Here is a 15,379-nt window from a genome sequence, read left to right on the forward strand (position 1 = left end):
GAGTTTTTTCTTTTAATCCTTTTATTCAGAATACTCGGAAAGTGACAGAAGAGGGGTATAACAATGTTGCCAATTCTTCTAAGCACGCTTTAAGCCGTTCTTGTTTATCCTGCTTCATAGTTATTGAGGCACACGGTTTTATCTGTTGTTATATTCTCCCAGAATTTGTATATCTTCCAAAAGTGGATGCTCCCTAGGATTTTTTCTACTTTGGGGTTTTCATCAATATGATGACTGCCAGTAATTCTTTGTAAAACCCAACCTTTTTGTTCCGCAATCTTACAAAGTTGCTTGCCCGAAATAGATTTCATACAGCAATTTCGACAACTCGATCTGTTGACTCAATTGCATTATGACTGTTGGCAACTTCAAGCCAACCCTCAATAGCATCTTTTAAATTAGCCATCATTTCTTCTATAGTGTCTCCTTCGGTAATACAATCAGGAAGCGCGGGAACCTCTGCCCAATAACCACCTTCTTCTGCTGGATGAATGATTGCTCTGATTTTCATAAACTTGTTGAGCTAGTTTGTGAGAATATGCTAATAAGGATACCTGTTTGCTCTCAATTGTGGCTGCTTAAATTAATGTTGCTACAGTTCAAACAACAGCTGTTTGTGCGATCGCTCTTCATCGCAGAAGTAGTTAGGTTTGAGTATAAGCAAATATTCGGCTTCCTGCTATCAACCAAATCTAGGCAAAGGCGATCGCACTAATTACTATAAAAGTTGAGGGTTGATTCTAAGATCATCAGTGAATAAAGACAGTTGAACTCCTACCTTAAGCCTTCTCTGTTTTACTACTTTTCTAAGGCGCTTATCTGCTGTGTACACATTCTCAATAATGGGTAATGGCTGCGGTATATGTTTAGGGAGATAAAGCTCGAAACCAATACGAACAGCTTCTACTGGGTATGAAGAGCGATCGCTAGACTTCCATCCAGTTTTTTTATGGATGAAAAGCCTCATCCCAAGATGTTTGATCAAATCCAATGTTTGTTGAGCTTTGACTTGGCTTTCTTTGTTTACCTGCTTTGAGTATGAGGCATAATACTCAATCATAGCTGCACAAAAACCATCTGTAAGAATGTTTCTCCCTTCGATATCAAAGTATCCTGTGAGAACAAGATTCCATCCAGCAAAGGGCTTCAAGCAATTTGGTAAAGAATTTTCTGCACGATTAGCTTCTTGGACTCTTTTCACCCATTTCGAGATTCTCTGGTGTGGCACTCCCAGAAACCTAGCTAATCCAGAGTGAGACATCCCAGATTGACCTGTAGCTTTGACTGTGAAGTACTCCGCACCATCGGGATCTACATGGCGCAGTAAGTCATCTGAGCGGCTATCTCTGCCACCAAGTTGTGCTGCAAGTTGACGCATGGCGATTCTCCTTGTATTTCATTAACTTTGATTTATGACACGGGTAGCTAAACCTTAATTGTTTGTGCGGTTTCCATTGCTTGAAAAATCTGATGCAACTACATTTTTATCGCTCAAATATTTTGCTTGAATTGAAGCGAAAAAACCACGTCCTATTTGTTGCCATCTGCCTTCTCTAGCCCCTCGACGCAATTCAGTAGATAAAGAATTTCTAGCACGCACATACTCATCATTATTCTCTGTAATAAATATCGCTCGTGCAATGTCATCAGCAGTCAGAGCCTCATTACGGCTATTCAAAACAATTTCAGCTACCTCTGCTAACGTTTTGTTTGCAAATTCAGTGCGTAGCATTTCTTTCGGAGAACGCTTGTTATCATCTCCAACTCCATATCTGGCATTGTCGGCAAATGTATTATTGTTTGTTTGACTTTGGTTGGACTCTCCGTTAGAACTTTCATCAGAGTTAAACATTATAGAGGTATCTTGATTCAGGGCATCGGTATTAGCCTTCTCGTGTATGTTTAACATCAACTTAAAATACTCAATGTCATCTTGTAGCTGAGATACACGTACTTCAGCTTCAGTCAGGGCAGACATTTTCTCTTCTATTTGCTTGTTTAACCAACTAATGTGTTGTTGACGGGCAGTATCGTAACTCATAAGCTTGCCCCTAAACAAATATACTGTTTTTCAAAACAAGCATAACAAATAAAAAACAAAATAGGTATATTAAAGTTTATTTAGTTAAACAAATTTGTTAGTTAAACAACTAATCAAACCACAGCTACACAACGTAGACCTTCAGTAGCTTGCTGTAGGCATCACATCTTACATTTATATTCAAAACATCGCAGTGTTGAGTGGCTGTTAACGTGTGTAGGGTTGTGCAATAACAAGACCGGGAACAACACGGTAATGTTTAACATTGATGTACAAAGTGTTGCACCTTGCCCAACAGCACAAGCAGCTATCAGCGCATCTAACAACCCTAAACTGTGAGAGAAATGGTAGGTCGTAAAGTCAGACAAGGCGCGAGTCAAGTCAGCTTCAGTAGCCCAGACTACAGGTAGCGGCGCAACCTGTTTTAAAGCGTTACTCAATTGTTGCTTGTTTTGAGAATCCTGAATCAGTTCCATGACTACAAAGCCGGGCACACTGGGCAACTCTGATAAACTGGCAAACAGAGGAAGGTTTAGCCGAGAAGCTTCAGTAAAAAGCTCGTTTTCTAGCTCTGGTGGCAAATCAAGATTAATACTCACTCTGGTTATCCTCTGTAGGTTTGGTTCTTAATTCATAGAAACTTGAGCAAAGCTGCTCAAACACCAACCGCCTCTGGAATCGCACCCTGCATTCTCCCGAAAGCATCAATCAAATTTTGCAATTGTTGATCTGCCTTAAAAACTCCTAACCCGCGCACTGTCACTTTACCAGGAGAATACACAAAGCGCGTCTTGAGATTGTCTGGTAAATTCGCCGCCAACAAATTCCAAGCGGGTTCCTCCATTGGTGTTTCTAAAACGACGTGCTGCTTTTGTTCTGGTTTAATCCGGCTAAATCCAAGTTTTTTCGCTAGCTGTTTGAGTTCCATGACTCGCAAAAGTTGATTTGCCGACACTGGTAAAGTACCATAGCGATCGCTCCACTCGGCTGCAATCTGCTTTAATTCTGATTTAGATTTAGCTGTCGCTACCGCCCGATATGCACTCATCTTTTGATCCAAATCGGTGATATAATCTGCCGGAATAAATGCTGTCAAGTTGAGGTCAATCTGGGTATCCTCCACTTTCGGAATTTCTTGTCCGCGGATTTCCCGAATTGCTTCTTCAAGCATTTCCATGTATAAATCAAAACCGATGGCATCCATTTGACCGGATTGTTCTGCACCTAGCAAGTTACCCACGCCTCTGATTTCCATGTCGCGCATTGCTAGCTGATACCCAGAACCTAGCTGAGTAAATTCCTGAATCGCTCGTAATCGTTGCCGTGCCGCATCAGATAATGCCCGTTGCTTCGGATAAAATAACCAAGCATGAGCTTGTATCCCTGCACGTCCCACACGACCGCGTAATTGATACAGTTGTGCCAATCCAAAGCGGTGAGCATCTTCAATCAAAATCGTGTTGACTCGCGGAATATCTAAGCCAGATTCAATAATTGTCGTACAAACAAGGATGTCTGCATCGCCATTGCTGAAAGTGAGCATGGTTGATTCTAACTCGCTTTCATCCATTTGACCGTGAGCGATCGCAAACCTAGCCCCCGGTATTACTTCTCGTAAATTGGCTGTTGTCTCTTCAATCCCATCTACTCGTGGAACTACATAAAATACTTGTCCACCTCTATCTAATTCTTGACGAATAGCAGTACGGATACTTTCAGAATTAATCGGTGATAGATGTGTTTTAATCGGGCGTCTGGTTGGGGGTGGCGTGGTAATCAAACTCATTTCCCGAATTCCTGACAAGGACATATACAAAGTTCGGGGAATGGGAGTGGCGGAGAGGGTAAGCACATCAACTTGAGTTTTCAAGCTTTTAATTTTCTCTTTTTGGTTGACCCCAAATCGCTGTTCCTCATCTACTACCAAAAGTCCTAAATCTCGGAACGTCACGCCTTTACCTAAAAGTTGGTGTGTACCAACTACTACATCTAATTCACCTGTTGCCAATCGCTTTTGAATATCACGGCGTTCTTCGGCGGAACGGAAACGGTTGAGCAAACCGACATTCACAGGGTAGGGTGCAAAACGTTCTTTGAGTGTATGGTAATGCTGCTGTGTTAAAATAGTCGTTGGCGCAAGGAGTGCCACTTGTTTACCGGCGGTGACTGCTTTGAAAATAGCACGAATCGCCACTTCCGTCTTTCCGAAACCGACATCGCCACAAACTAAGCGATCCATTGGGCGATCGCTTTCCATGTCGCGTTTTACATCTTGTACAGCTTTGAGTTGATCCGTTGTGGGTTGGTAGGGGAAAGAATCTTCTAATTCCTCTTGCCAAGGCATATCATTTGGAAAGCTAAAACCTTGTTGTTGCGATCGCGCTGCATACAGTTTCAACAAGTCCACCGCCAATTTTTTGATCGCTTTGCGGACTTTATTCTTGGTATTTTCCCAAGCTTTACCAGTCATCCGGTTGAGTTCCGGTGCTTTATCACCTCCGGCGCGGAACCGAGATAAAGCACCTACTTGATCGGCTGCGACTCTGAGTAAGCCATCAGCATACTGCACTACCAAATAATCACGGGTTTCATTATTAATCGTCAAACTTTCCAGCTTGACAAATTTACCAACACCATGATTTCTGTGAACTACATAATCGCCTGGACGCAGCTTATTGGGATCGACTTGTTTAGATGTCGCTTTGTGGCGCTTGCGGATATAGCCGGGAGTCGCCAAGGAATGCTGCCCAAAAAATTCCCGATCTGTAACGATTACTATTCGGTACGTAGGTAAGATAAAACCTTCTAGTTCCGCAAGCCCAGAATATTTTAGAGCTATAGGAATATGGTTGATTTGCAGCTTATCTATCGCTTGGTAGTCGCGGGGGTTGGGGATAAACTGAGCCGGACAATCATGTTCTTGCAACAGTGAGACAGAACGCGAAGGTTGAGCAGAAAGCAGCCAGATCGAAAAATTGCGATCGCGTTCTTGGCGGATGGTTTCAGCTAGTTTAGCAAACTGGTGTGGCGTGACTGGAACAGGACGGCTGGCAAGATTGATCCCATCATTTTCCTCTGACAATTCCGATAAATATAATGTTTTAAATCTGGCAACATCAACCAGACACTCATCAAACGAACGGTGAATTTTCGGCAATGTTAGAGGAGTAGATTCTTCCCCATACGCCATTCCCCATTGTTCCTGGGCATTTTCTACCCAGCGATCGCTATGAGCATGACACTGTTCTGGCTCATCAATGGCAATCAGGGTATTTTCTGCTAAGTAGTTTAGCAGAGATGCTGGTTGCTCAAACGCTAACCCCAAAAAGCGACGGCTACCCTCCAACATTGATGAATTCGCAGTGCTAAGTTCTGAGTCAGAATTTAACTCAGCACTCAGCACTCCAAACTCAGCACTATTTTTCAGTGCAGCCATCACGATGGGAGTAAAGCTAGTGGGTGTAAGAATTAACTGGTCAACTTTGTCGAGGGCGGAACGTTGGGTTGCTGGGTCAAATTCCCGCATTTGCTCGATTTCATCACCAAACCATTCCAACCTGATTGGAAATTCCGAGGAAACCGGGAACACATCAACAATATCGCCCCGCCGACTCCATTGCCCCTCCATTTCCACCAAAGGAACTCTTTCATAGCCCAAAATAGTTATTTTTTCACTGAAGCTATTCAGGTCTAATTCCATCCCTTTTTTTAGGGTAAGACAGAATTGCCCAAAAGCTTCTGGTGGTGGTAAATGAGGTTGCAACGCCCCTTGAGTAGCCACAATCGCTAAATTTGTCCTTTGTCCTACCCTGCGGGAAGCCGCTGGCGCGTCTATGTCCCTTGTCATTTGTTCTTGGTTTGTTTCTAATGACAACTGACTAATGACTAATGACTCTTGATTTTTGAGTAAATCTGCTAAAACCTGCATTTGCCCCCAACTCATTTCAGTTTCCGGGTCAAAAGGTTCGTAGGGAGAAGCCTCGGAGGTGGGGTAAAAATGTACTGTTTGCCATCCCATTGCCTCCAGTTGTGCGTAAACGCGTCCAGCTTCTTCTAGGGTGGCGCAAACCACAAACAAATCTTTACCCTGAGACTGCGCTAATGCCGAAGCCACTAGAGTCTTGGGCAGCCTGGGAATGCCATTTAACCGCAATTCTTGTTGTCGATTCAGCTTAGAAATAAATTCAGTGGTGAGCGGCGATCGGCCTAAGGCACGCACAATAGAAGAAAATGACATAAGTACTACTAGCGATGGGAGTCTTTGTGGATCAGCAAATCTTGAGGCAGTTTATGTCAACTATTTTAAAAGTGTTAACAGCTTTCTTATTCTTTAGGTGGAAGAATAATGCACAGTGACTAATAAATTTAAGAACTATAACTACTACTTTGTGTATAGTCAAAGTATTTATCGAAGCACCTTTAATACTAGATACTAAGGATTGAGCTACGTTTGCTCTGATAAGCGGCAATTTTAAACATGTCCTCCATCACTTTTGAAATTTTAATCATTTTGGTGCTAATTATTGCCAATGGCGTGTTTTCTATGTCTGAGATGGCGATTGTCTCGGCACGGAAAGTAAGGTTACAACAGCTTGCCAATCAAGGAGATGTCAAGGCAATGGCAGCATTGAAATTAGCGGAGTCTCCAAATCATTTCCTGTCAACTGTTCAAGTGGGTATTTCCCTGATCGGTATCCTAACTGGTGCTTTTGGAGGAGCAACAATTGCCAATCGGCTGGCAGTCTATGTGCGACTTGTACCTTTGTTAGCACCTTATAGCGAACCGATATCTTTTGGAATAGTGGTTTTAATCATTACCTATTTGTCACTGATTGTTGGTGAATTAGTACCAAAGCGTCTGGCATTAAACAACCCAGAAAGAATTGCATCGACTGTAGCTATTCCAATGCGTGCCTTATCGGCGATCGCTTCGCCAATGGTATATCTATTAAGTGCTTCTACAGATTTGATCCTGCGAGTGCTAGGAATTACAGCTTCTACTGAGCCGCAAGTCACCGAAGAAGAAATTAAAATCTTAATCGAGCAAGGCACAGAGGCGGGAACCTTTGAGGAAGCTGAACAGGATATGGTAGAGCGAGTCTTTCGTTTAGGCGATCGCCCTGTTAGTTACTTAATGACACCGCGTCCTGATATTGTTTGGCTAGACTTAGACGACTCTGCCGAAGAAAATCGCCTAAAAATGGTTGATAGTGCTTATTCTCGGTATCCAGTTTGTCAGGGTGGACTTGACAATGTGCTAGGTGTTATCCCTGTCACCGACTTATTAGCCAGGAGTTTCCGAGGGGAACCACTAGACTTAACTATCGGATTGCGACAGCCTGTATTTGTGCCAGAAAGCACCCGTGGCTTGAAAGTTTTGGAATTGTTCAAGCAAACTATCACTCATATGGCGCTGGTAGTGGATGAATACGGCGTAATTCAAGGATTAGTCACTCTCAACGACATCATGAGTGAAATCGTAGGTGACGTTCCTTCAACGGATGGACAAGATCAACCACAAGCTGTACAACGCGAAGATGGTTCGTGGCTTTTGGATGGGATGTTGCCTGTAGAGGAGTTTTTGGAACTTTTTGGGATGGAAGAGTGGGAATCTGAGGAACGCGGTAGTTATCAAACATTAGGTGGTTTTGTGATTACCCATTTAGGTCGTATTCCTGCCGCAGCAGATCATTTTGAATGGCAAAGTATGCGAATTGAAGTAATGGATATGGATGGTAATCGCGTTGATAAGGTGCTAGTCGTACCGAAGGCAGTTAAATCAGCAGATACGAAAAAATCTGATTAGGATTGGGCATTGGGCATTGGGCATTGGGCATTGATAATTATTGTTTACTATTTACCATACGCCATAACCCATGCCCGATTTACGCGATTTATCAAGTGCGAGATAAACGTTTGACCTCTTCACCCGCCAACATCTGATGAGCTTGTTTCAGGAGTTGGGGGATTTTATCGGCGTAGGGATTACGGGTAAGAGATTTCCCTAAATCTAATTCATCTAGCCGATCGGCTTTGTTGCCGGGGAACCAGTGACCGCCATTGCCAAGCAGGTTATAGCGCATTTTAGCGTAGTCTACTAAATCGTAGGCGATCGCTAAATTCCGCAGCCACAAAATCACCCGAATATTTACCTCACCAGGGGTTTCGTCAAAGGTTGGTAGATTTGTTTCCCAAGATTTTACCCAATCTTCTCCCAAAGTTGCGATCGCTTCTTCTTCCAATCTTGCTAAAATTGGCGGCAAAATTTCTGATGCTCGATCTAGTAATTCTAAAGTCTTTAGGTGTTCATCAAAATCTTGTGGTTTTGCTGCTCCCAAGCTCAGGGTATGTACCTCTTGATGGCTCAAACAAAACAAATCATTAAACACCATTGGACTCAACGGGGCACAAAGATTTACTAATTTTTGGGAAGGCTCATACAACAAACCTCCTTTATTAGATGGGCTAATAATAAACACCCCCATATCGTGGCGTTTAGCTGCTTCGATTGCCGCCCAATTCCATTGATTAATGTAGTACCAGTGCAGGTTTACGTAATCAAATTGATTGGTATTAATTGTCTGCACAATCATATCTGTCGAGCCATGTGTGGAAAAGCCAATAAATCTAACTTTTCCCTCTGCTTGCAACTGCTGTGCTACTTCCAAACAGCCGCCAGGACGGATGCTTTCATCTAACGACTCAGGATGATTAATGCCGTGCAACCCTAAAAGGTCAATATAATCTAGCTGAAGATTTTTCAAGGATTGTTCAAATGTCTCCCGAAATTCTTTCGCATCTGCCTTTGGATTGATTTTTGTCTGAACAATCAACTTTTCGCGGGGAAACTTGGGCAATATTCTCCCCAATTGCATTTCAGAAGTGCCATAACCACGGGCAGTTTCAATATGATTAATCCCAACCTCGACTGCCCTTCTAATAGTCGCTTCTAAGTTTGCCTGGTTATCAGCAGGAATTTCATGATTGGGAACATCCTCCCATTTGAACTGATATCTCATGCCACCGCAGGAAAACACTGGCATCTCTAATTCTGTGCGTCCAAATCTTCTATATAGCATCAGTGGATTGTGGATTGCTTACCAACTTAAAATCTAAAAACGATACTCATTCCAGCTTCTAGTGCCACAATCATTTCCTCTGTTCAATCTGTGACACTAGCAATATTCATCGCATTCTTAAATCGGTCAGGTCTTTTGGTTATTGGATTTTTACCAATATTCCAGTTCCACAGAATAATTATCTCACTCTAGTTACCACTAGCAAGCGTTTTTCTATTATTATTTCAAGTTTAGACCAAAAAATAGCAAAACAACCCAGCAGTGCTGAGTTGTGCAAAGGTGAATTCACGGAAAAGTTCAAATTAATTTTTTACAATTTGAGATTGTGCCTGAGTTAAGCAAGTTTTCAATTTTTCAGCTAACACTTTTACATGAGGTTCTTTAAGTATGTTAAGGTGAGATCCGGGAATGTAATGGATATCTAATCCTCCAACTACTACCTCGTCCCAGCCAAATTGAGGATCGTATTCTATACCTATAGCTTCGTCCCGATTTTTATCCTCTGTCCGCAAAAGAATAGCTCGACCAAGGTAAGGTGAAAAAATATAGTCACTAAGAGCTTGAGTGTTAGTGTCTATAATCTTTAAATGCTTGTCAGTTTCAGGTACATGAAGTACGTCTTCCAAGTAACGGTTATATGTATTTTGCAGTTCTTGCTTACGCCAATAGCTCCATCTCACAATCTTTTGCCAAAGGTAGTTAGGCCCTTGCTGAACAATATTTTTTAAATGCAAAAAAACTCGTTTGAGAAATGGCGCCTGCCAGCTATAACCTGGACGACAACTATCAAGCATAACTAAAATGCCAACTTCTTCGCCTTGCTCATGGAGTTGTTTAGCCATCTCGAAGGCAACTGTACCCCCAAAAGAATAACCTCCGAGAAAATAAGGGCCATGAGGTTGAAGGGCCTGAATTTCTTGAATGTAGTGCGCTGCCATATCTTCAATGCGGGTATGGAAAGGATGTTTTCCATCTAATCCCCGTGGTTGTAATCCGTAAAATGGTTGTTCTGTTCCCAAATGTAATGCCAATTCACGGAAACACAAGACTTCTCCACCTAGCCCGTGAATACAGAAAAAAGGTGGCTTGGAACCGTTGGATTGAATTTCTACTAAGGATGACCAAGATTTTGATTGGTCTAAGGTATTTACTAAAGCCGAGTTTTTTGTTAAATCTTCTTCTTGGCAAATTATTTTGGCTAGAGCCTCTACAGTCCCTGACTGGAAAAGAATAGCAAGAGGCAGGTTTTTATTAAATGTCTTTTCAATTTGCCAAAACAGTTTTACTGCTAGGATAGAATGTCCTCCTAGCTCGAAGAAGTTATCCTTAACACCAATCGGTTGGACGCCTAAAATTTGTTCCCAAATCTGGGTTAACTGGCGTTCCACTTGGTTACGGGGAGCAATAAAGCTTGCTTCTGGTTCTTGCCTTGATAAGTCTGGTGCTGGTAAAGCGCGACGGTCTACCTTGCCGTTGGGAGTTAAGGGCATGGTGTCCAGCGCGACAAAAGCCGAAGGTAGCATATACTGTGGCAATTTTTTCGACAGGAAGCTACGAATATCAGTAATTGCAATTGCTGAGTCTTGATTAGGTATAATGTAAGCCACCAAACGTCGATCGCCAAGAACATCTTCACGGGCAATCACTACAGTCTGGAGTACATCTGGGTGTTGGGCTAACACCGTTTCAATTTCCCCAGGTTCAATGCGTATCCCTCGGATCTTGACTTGATGATCTCGGCGACCGAGAATTTCTAGAGAGCCATCTGGACGATAGCATCCGCGATCGCCTGTATAATAAAGCCAATCCTGGCGATCGTTCCGAAAAGGGTTCTTGACAAACCGAGAACGGTTTTCTTCTTGGGCATTGATATAACCCAAACTGCGGAATGGAGTTCGGATTACAATCTCACCCGGTTCACCAATACCGCATGGTTGGTTATTTGATGTGAAAACCAGTGCTTGGGTTTGAGGCAACGGCGATCCTACTGGCTGTACACCTGGTGTACACTCAATAGGTACTCGGTAATAACACTTTGCCAAAGTTGTTTCTGTCGGGCCGTAGAGATTAACTATTTCACCTGATTCTGGAAAAGCATCCCGCCAGCGAACTACAAGGGTTTCTTTCAAAGGTTCTCCAGCCAAGAATAACCAGCGTAAGTTACGTAAAGAGACTCCTGACGGCACATTCGCTAACCATAATTGCGCCAGCGAAGGAACTGTATGAAGTACGGAAATTTGCTCATTTTCCAAGTAACGCAGAATTCGAGTCGGTTCTAGATTATCGCCTTCTTCTGGCAAGCATAGAGTTGCACCACTAGTTAAAGGTAAAAAGATATCTCTAAGAACGACATCAAAAGAAAGACCAGTTAATTGGGCAATGCGGTCTTGCTGATTAATTTCAAAGGTCTGTCGCTGCCAGTTCAGAAAATGCGCCAACCCTTTATGACACCCCAGCACCCCTTTGGGTACACCAGTAGTGCCGGAAGTAAAGAAAATATAAGCTGCATCGTCGTCAGCGATTTCAGGTAGATTTACGGTTTCAATCCTTTTTTGGGAATTTATCGCTTCTCCTGTGTCTCGGTTAACACAGATGCTAGTTAAAGACTCCCCTATATTTTCGTCTTCTGGACGCTGACCATCAATATATAATATGTATTTAGCTTTAGCTTCCTGTAGCATCAGGCGCTGGCGTTGGCTGGGAAGTTTCGGATCGAGGGTGAGTAGCACACCACCACTCAAGAGTACACCAAGCATACTGGCAATTAGCCCAAAGCTGCGTGTACCATATACGGCTACAACATCTCCCCGCTTTATTCCGTAGGATAACAAAACCTGTGCTAAAGTTTGAGCGATTTTGCCTAATTCCTCATAATTCCAAGTGCGAATTCCTTGACGAAGTGATGAATGTTCTGGGGTACGGTTTACCCAAGAGGTAAACATTGTTGTCGTCAATTCATACTGTGGTTCTGGCAAAACCGCCCTTGGCTCTGGCAGCAAAGGTCGCGCTTCTGGTGTCACCAGAGAATATAAACTAATTTTCCTCTGTGGAGCAGCAACAATTTGATTTAGCAAGTGATGGAATTGATGAAGCATTTCCATCATCCGCTCGGAAGTAAACAGATCGGTGTTGTAGACTAAATCAAGTTGGATTCCTTGATTTTGTTCTGTAACGTAAAGGGTTAAGTCAAACTTAGAAGCTGTTTCTAGAATTGAGACTGGTTCGATAGCCACTCCAGGTAGTTCTAGTTGGATATCCCTTAAGTTGAGCATATTAAACCACACTTGAAACAGTGGGTTGCGACTGGTATCTCGCTCTGGTTGCAGTTCTTCTACCAGCTTCTCGAAGGGCATATCTTGATGGGCATAAGCAGCTAATGCCATCTGGCGAACTCGATTTAGCACTGAACGAAAACTGGGGTTGTCGGCAAAATCAGTCCGTAAAACAACAGTGTTAATAAAAAATCCAATTAACTCTTCAATCTCAGAACGGTTACGTCCGGCAATGGGAGAACCGATAAGAATGTCTTCTTGCCCAGTGTAGCGGTGCAGTATTGTCCCAAAAGCTGCCAGCAATGTCATGAATAAAGTGACACCCTCCTGATGCGAGAGTTCTGTGAGTGATGCACTCAAAGTTGGCGGTAGCATCAGAGATTGGGCTGCTCCTTGGTAAGTTTGCACTGGTGGCCGTGGTCGGTCGGTAGGCAATTCCAGTACAGTATTAGCACCTGCTAATTGGGTTTTCCAATAGTTAATTTGCTTAGAAAGTACTTCACCTGATAGCCATTGGTGCTGCCACACAGCAAAATCCGCATACTGAATGGGCAATTTTGCTAATGGAGAAGGCTTACTACTCAAAAAGGCTTCATAAAGCGCTATTAACTGCTGCCAAAGAATACCAATTGACCAACCATCTGAAGCGATGTGATGCATCATTAACAAGAGTATATGCTCCTGCTCGTCTACTTGGAGCAAAGTAGCACGCAGCATCAAGTCATATTCTAAGTTGAAGGGGCGTTGCACCTCTTGATTTAAGAGCAATTCTACTTGCTCCTTTGTTACCTGAATGATTTTAAGTTCCACTGGCCGAGGCGTACCAATTACTTGTATCGGGCTACCATCAGGTGATGTAATAAAGTTGGTTCGCAATGCCTGATGATGGACAACGATCGCATCCAGTGACTGTTGTAATATACTCAGGTTTAACTTGCCCGTTAAGCGTTGTGCATTGGAGACAATATACGCTCGGCTGTTGGGTTCCAACTGCTCCAAAAACCAGACTCGCTGCTGGGCAAAGGATAGAGGGGCTGATTGCCGATTGGCTATTTGAGGAATGGTCTGATTTTGGGGGTCGTTTTTTGGAGTTTGGTTTTGGGCGATTGCTTGAGCTAAAGTAGCGATCGTGGGATTCTCAAATAAGAGTTGCAACGCTATTTCTATTTGAAAAGCTTGACGAACTCTAGACATCACTTGAGTAGCCAGGAGTGAATGCCCTCCCAATTCAAAAAAATTGTCGTGGATGCCTACTTGTTCCAGACACAAAACTTTCGCCCAAATGCCAGCTAAGACTTCTTCTGTCGAATTCTGAGGTGGAACAAAGTTATTTGACAGCCTAATATAAGATGTATCCGGTGCAGGTAAGGCGCGGCGGTCTATTTTACCGTTGGGATTTAATGGTAGGGTGTCCAAAAAGACAAAGAAAGCAGGCACCATGTATTCTGGCAACCGAGCTTCCAAAAAGCAACGCAATTCAGCTTGACTAGGAATTTGCTCTGGACTGGCAACAATATATGCTATGAGTCGCTTGTCTCCAGGCGCATCCTCTCTGGCTATGACTAAAGTCTGCGTCAGTGCTGGATGTTGAGCTAGTATGGCTTCAATTTCTCCTAATTCAATTCGGAAGCCACGTATTTTAACTTGGTGGTCAATCCGACCAAGGAATTCGATATTACCATCGCTCAAATAACGTGCTAAGTCCCCAGTTTTGTAAAGGCGTGCCCCAGGTTCAGAGCTAAAGGGGTCAAAAATAAACTTCTCTATGGTCAATTCTGGACGGTTAAGATAACCTCGCGCTAGACCAATACCGCCAATGTGCAGTTCACCTGATTCACCAATAGGCACTGGCTGCAAATTGTCATCGAGGATGTGAATCTCTGCATTGGTAATCGGACGGCCAATGGGTGCAGTAGCATAATTAATGCCACGTTGGCAACTCCAGAAAGTGGTATCAATAGAAGCTTCTGTCGGGCCGTAACAATTATGTAAAACATTGTCCAAATTCAGTTGGGCAAAGAAGCGTTCTATAAGTTCGCCAGGTAAAGCTTCACCACCGCAGGTAATGTGTCTGATGAATCGGCAATTTTCAATTCCCTTCTCTTCTAATAAGACACGCAGGATAGAAGGTACTAAAGCCAGAACTGTGATTTGCTGCTCAGTAATCACCTTCACAAGATAGGCTGTATCTTGATGTCCACCAGGGCGAGCTATAAATAATTGCCCCCCAAAGCACAATGGCCAGAATATCTGCCACACTGAAGGATCGAAGCTAAAAGAAATAGTCAGTAAAACTTTGTCTGCGTGAGTTAATCCAAAAGTTGTTTGCTTCCAGTGAAGTTGATTGCAAATACCACGGTGAGAAATCATCACACCCTTGGGCTGTCCTGTAGAACCAGATGTGTAGATTACGTAGATGAGGTTATCAGCTGTAGTTTGATTTACAGGATTTTCTTGACTGTTTTGGATATTCCCTTGCCAGTTTGAGTCCAGACAAACCACTTGTGCCTGATGCGGTGGTAAGTTTTTGACCAATTTTTCTTGGGTTAACAATACTGCTGTTTGGGTGTCTTCCAAAATAAAGGCTAAACGTTCTGAGGGATATGCTGGATCTAAAGGCACATAAGCGCCTCCAGCTTTGAGAATGCCCAGTAGTCCTATAATCATCTCTAAGGAGCGCTCCAGACATATACCCACAAGTACTTCCGGTCCAACGCCTAAAGAACGTAGGTAGTGCGCTAGTTGATTCGCCCGCTGGTTTAACTGTTGATAAGTAAGTTGTGTATTTTCGCATATTACTGCAATGGCTTGGGGCGATCGCTCTACTTGCATCTCGAACATTTGATGAATGCACAGATACTGATGATAAACTACTTGGGTATCATTTAATTCCTGTAAAACTTGAGTGTCGATAATGTTAGTTAAGGTATTTAAGGTAATCTTTTGCTTATATTCTTCTGATGTCTGACTATTTATCTGCATTTTAT

Annotated in this window: 10 protein-coding genes; 3 read left to right on the forward strand and 7 right to left on the reverse strand. The window is 43.0% G+C overall.

Features of this window, described 5'->3' with window-relative positions:
- Positions 1 to 197 (forward strand): hypothetical protein (locus RMY64_RS33810; protein WP_322671848.1); only part of this gene is annotated, 197 nt, incomplete at its 5' end.
- A 110-nt stretch (positions 198 to 307) separates the two neighbouring features.
- Here RMY64_RS33810 and RMY64_RS33820 read toward each other — a convergent pair.
- Positions 308 to 511 (reverse strand): type II toxin-antitoxin system HicB family antitoxin, encoded by a 204-nt coding sequence (locus tag RMY64_RS33820; protein ID WP_322702340.1) that lies wholly within the window; start codon positions 509 to 511, stop codon positions 308 to 310.
- A gap of 75 nt (positions 512 to 586) precedes the next feature.
- On the opposite strand from RMY64_RS33820, the gene RMY64_RS33825 reads away from it, so the two are divergent.
- Positions 587 to 715 carry a hypothetical protein gene (locus RMY64_RS33825; protein ID WP_322671712.1) on the forward strand — a complete coding sequence of 43 codons (129 nt, stop codon included), beginning with the start codon at positions 587 to 589 and terminating at the stop codon, positions 713 to 715.
- A gap of 3 nt (positions 716 to 718) precedes the next feature.
- Here the strand turns inward: RMY64_RS33825 and RMY64_RS33830 are convergent, their stop codons facing one another.
- The 4 genes from RMY64_RS33830 to mfd all read right to left on the reverse strand — a co-directional run bounded on the left by RMY64_RS33830 (position 719) and on the right by mfd (position 6,278).
- The gene (locus tag RMY64_RS33830) at positions 719 to 1,378 is read right to left on the reverse strand and encodes a hypothetical protein (RefSeq protein ID WP_322671713.1); all 660 of its coding nucleotides are present in this window, start codon (positions 1,376 to 1,378) and stop codon (positions 719 to 721) included.
- Positions 1,379 to 1,432: 54 nt separating this feature from the next.
- The gene (locus RMY64_RS33835) at positions 1,433 to 2,041 is read right to left on the reverse strand and encodes a hypothetical protein (protein WP_322671714.1); all 609 of its coding nucleotides are present in this window, start codon (positions 2,039 to 2,041) and stop codon (positions 1,433 to 1,435) included.
- A 161-nt stretch (positions 2,042 to 2,202) separates the two neighbouring features.
- Complete coding sequence (locus RMY64_RS33840) at positions 2,203 to 2,640, reverse strand: VapC toxin family PIN domain ribonuclease (protein ID WP_322671715.1); 438 nt, start codon at positions 2,638 to 2,640, stop codon at positions 2,203 to 2,205.
- Between the two features lie 56 nt (positions 2,641 to 2,696).
- On the reverse strand, positions 2,697 to 6,278 hold the full coding sequence (gene mfd, locus RMY64_RS33845; protein ID WP_322671716.1) for a transcription-repair coupling factor: 3,582 nt from the start codon (positions 6,276 to 6,278) through the stop codon (positions 2,697 to 2,699).
- A gap of 240 nt (positions 6,279 to 6,518) precedes the next feature.
- Here mfd and RMY64_RS33850 point away from each other — a divergent pair, with 240 nt between their 5' ends.
- On the forward strand, positions 6,519 to 7,847 hold the full coding sequence (locus RMY64_RS33850; protein WP_322671717.1) for a hemolysin family protein: 1,329 nt from the start codon (positions 6,519 to 6,521) through the stop codon (positions 7,845 to 7,847).
- A 91-nt stretch (positions 7,848 to 7,938) separates the two neighbouring features.
- Here RMY64_RS33850 and RMY64_RS33855 read toward each other — a convergent pair whose 3' ends face one another.
- Complete coding sequence (locus RMY64_RS33855; protein ID WP_322702341.1) at positions 7,939 to 9,120, reverse strand: aldo/keto reductase; 1,182 nt, start codon at positions 9,118 to 9,120, stop codon at positions 7,939 to 7,941.
- A 302-nt stretch (positions 9,121 to 9,422) separates the two neighbouring features.
- Complete coding sequence (locus RMY64_RS33860) at positions 9,423 to 15,374, reverse strand: non-ribosomal peptide synthetase (RefSeq protein ID WP_322702342.1); 5,952 nt, start codon at positions 15,372 to 15,374, stop codon at positions 9,423 to 9,425.
- Between the last annotated feature and the right edge of the window lie 5 nt (positions 15,375 to 15,379).

This window comes from Nostoc sp. DedQUE08, assembly GCF_034530895.1.
Lineage (GTDB): Bacteria > Cyanobacteriota > Cyanobacteriia > Cyanobacteriales > Nostocaceae > Nostoc.

Coding starts and splice junctions, on each gene's coding strand:
- mfd (WP_322671716.1), bottom strand. CDS start 6,278: ATGTCATTTTCTTCTATTGTGCGTGCCTTAGGCCGATCGCCGCTCACC.
- RMY64_RS33830 (WP_322671713.1), bottom strand. CDS start 1,378: ATGCGTCAACTTGCAGCACAACTTGGTGGCAGAGATAGCCGCTCAGAT.
- RMY64_RS33820 (WP_322702340.1), bottom strand. CDS start 511: ATGAAAATCAGAGCAATCATTCATCCAGCAGAAGAAGGTGGTTATTGG.
- RMY64_RS33835 (WP_322671714.1), bottom strand. CDS start 2,041: ATGAGTTACGATACTGCCCGTCAACAACACATTAGTTGGTTAAACAAG.
- RMY64_RS33825 (WP_322671712.1), top strand. CDS start 587: ATGTTGCTACAGTTCAAACAACAGCTGTTTGTGCGATCGCTCTTCATC.
- RMY64_RS33855 (WP_322702341.1), bottom strand. CDS start 9,120: ATGCTATATAGAAGATTTGGACGCACAGAATTAGAGATGCCAGTGTTT.
- RMY64_RS33860 (WP_322702342.1), bottom strand. CDS start 15,374: ATGCAGATAAATAGTCAGACATCAGAAGAATATAAGCAAAAGATTACC.
- RMY64_RS33850 (WP_322671717.1), top strand. CDS start 6,519: ATGTCCTCCATCACTTTTGAAATTTTAATCATTTTGGTGCTAATTATT.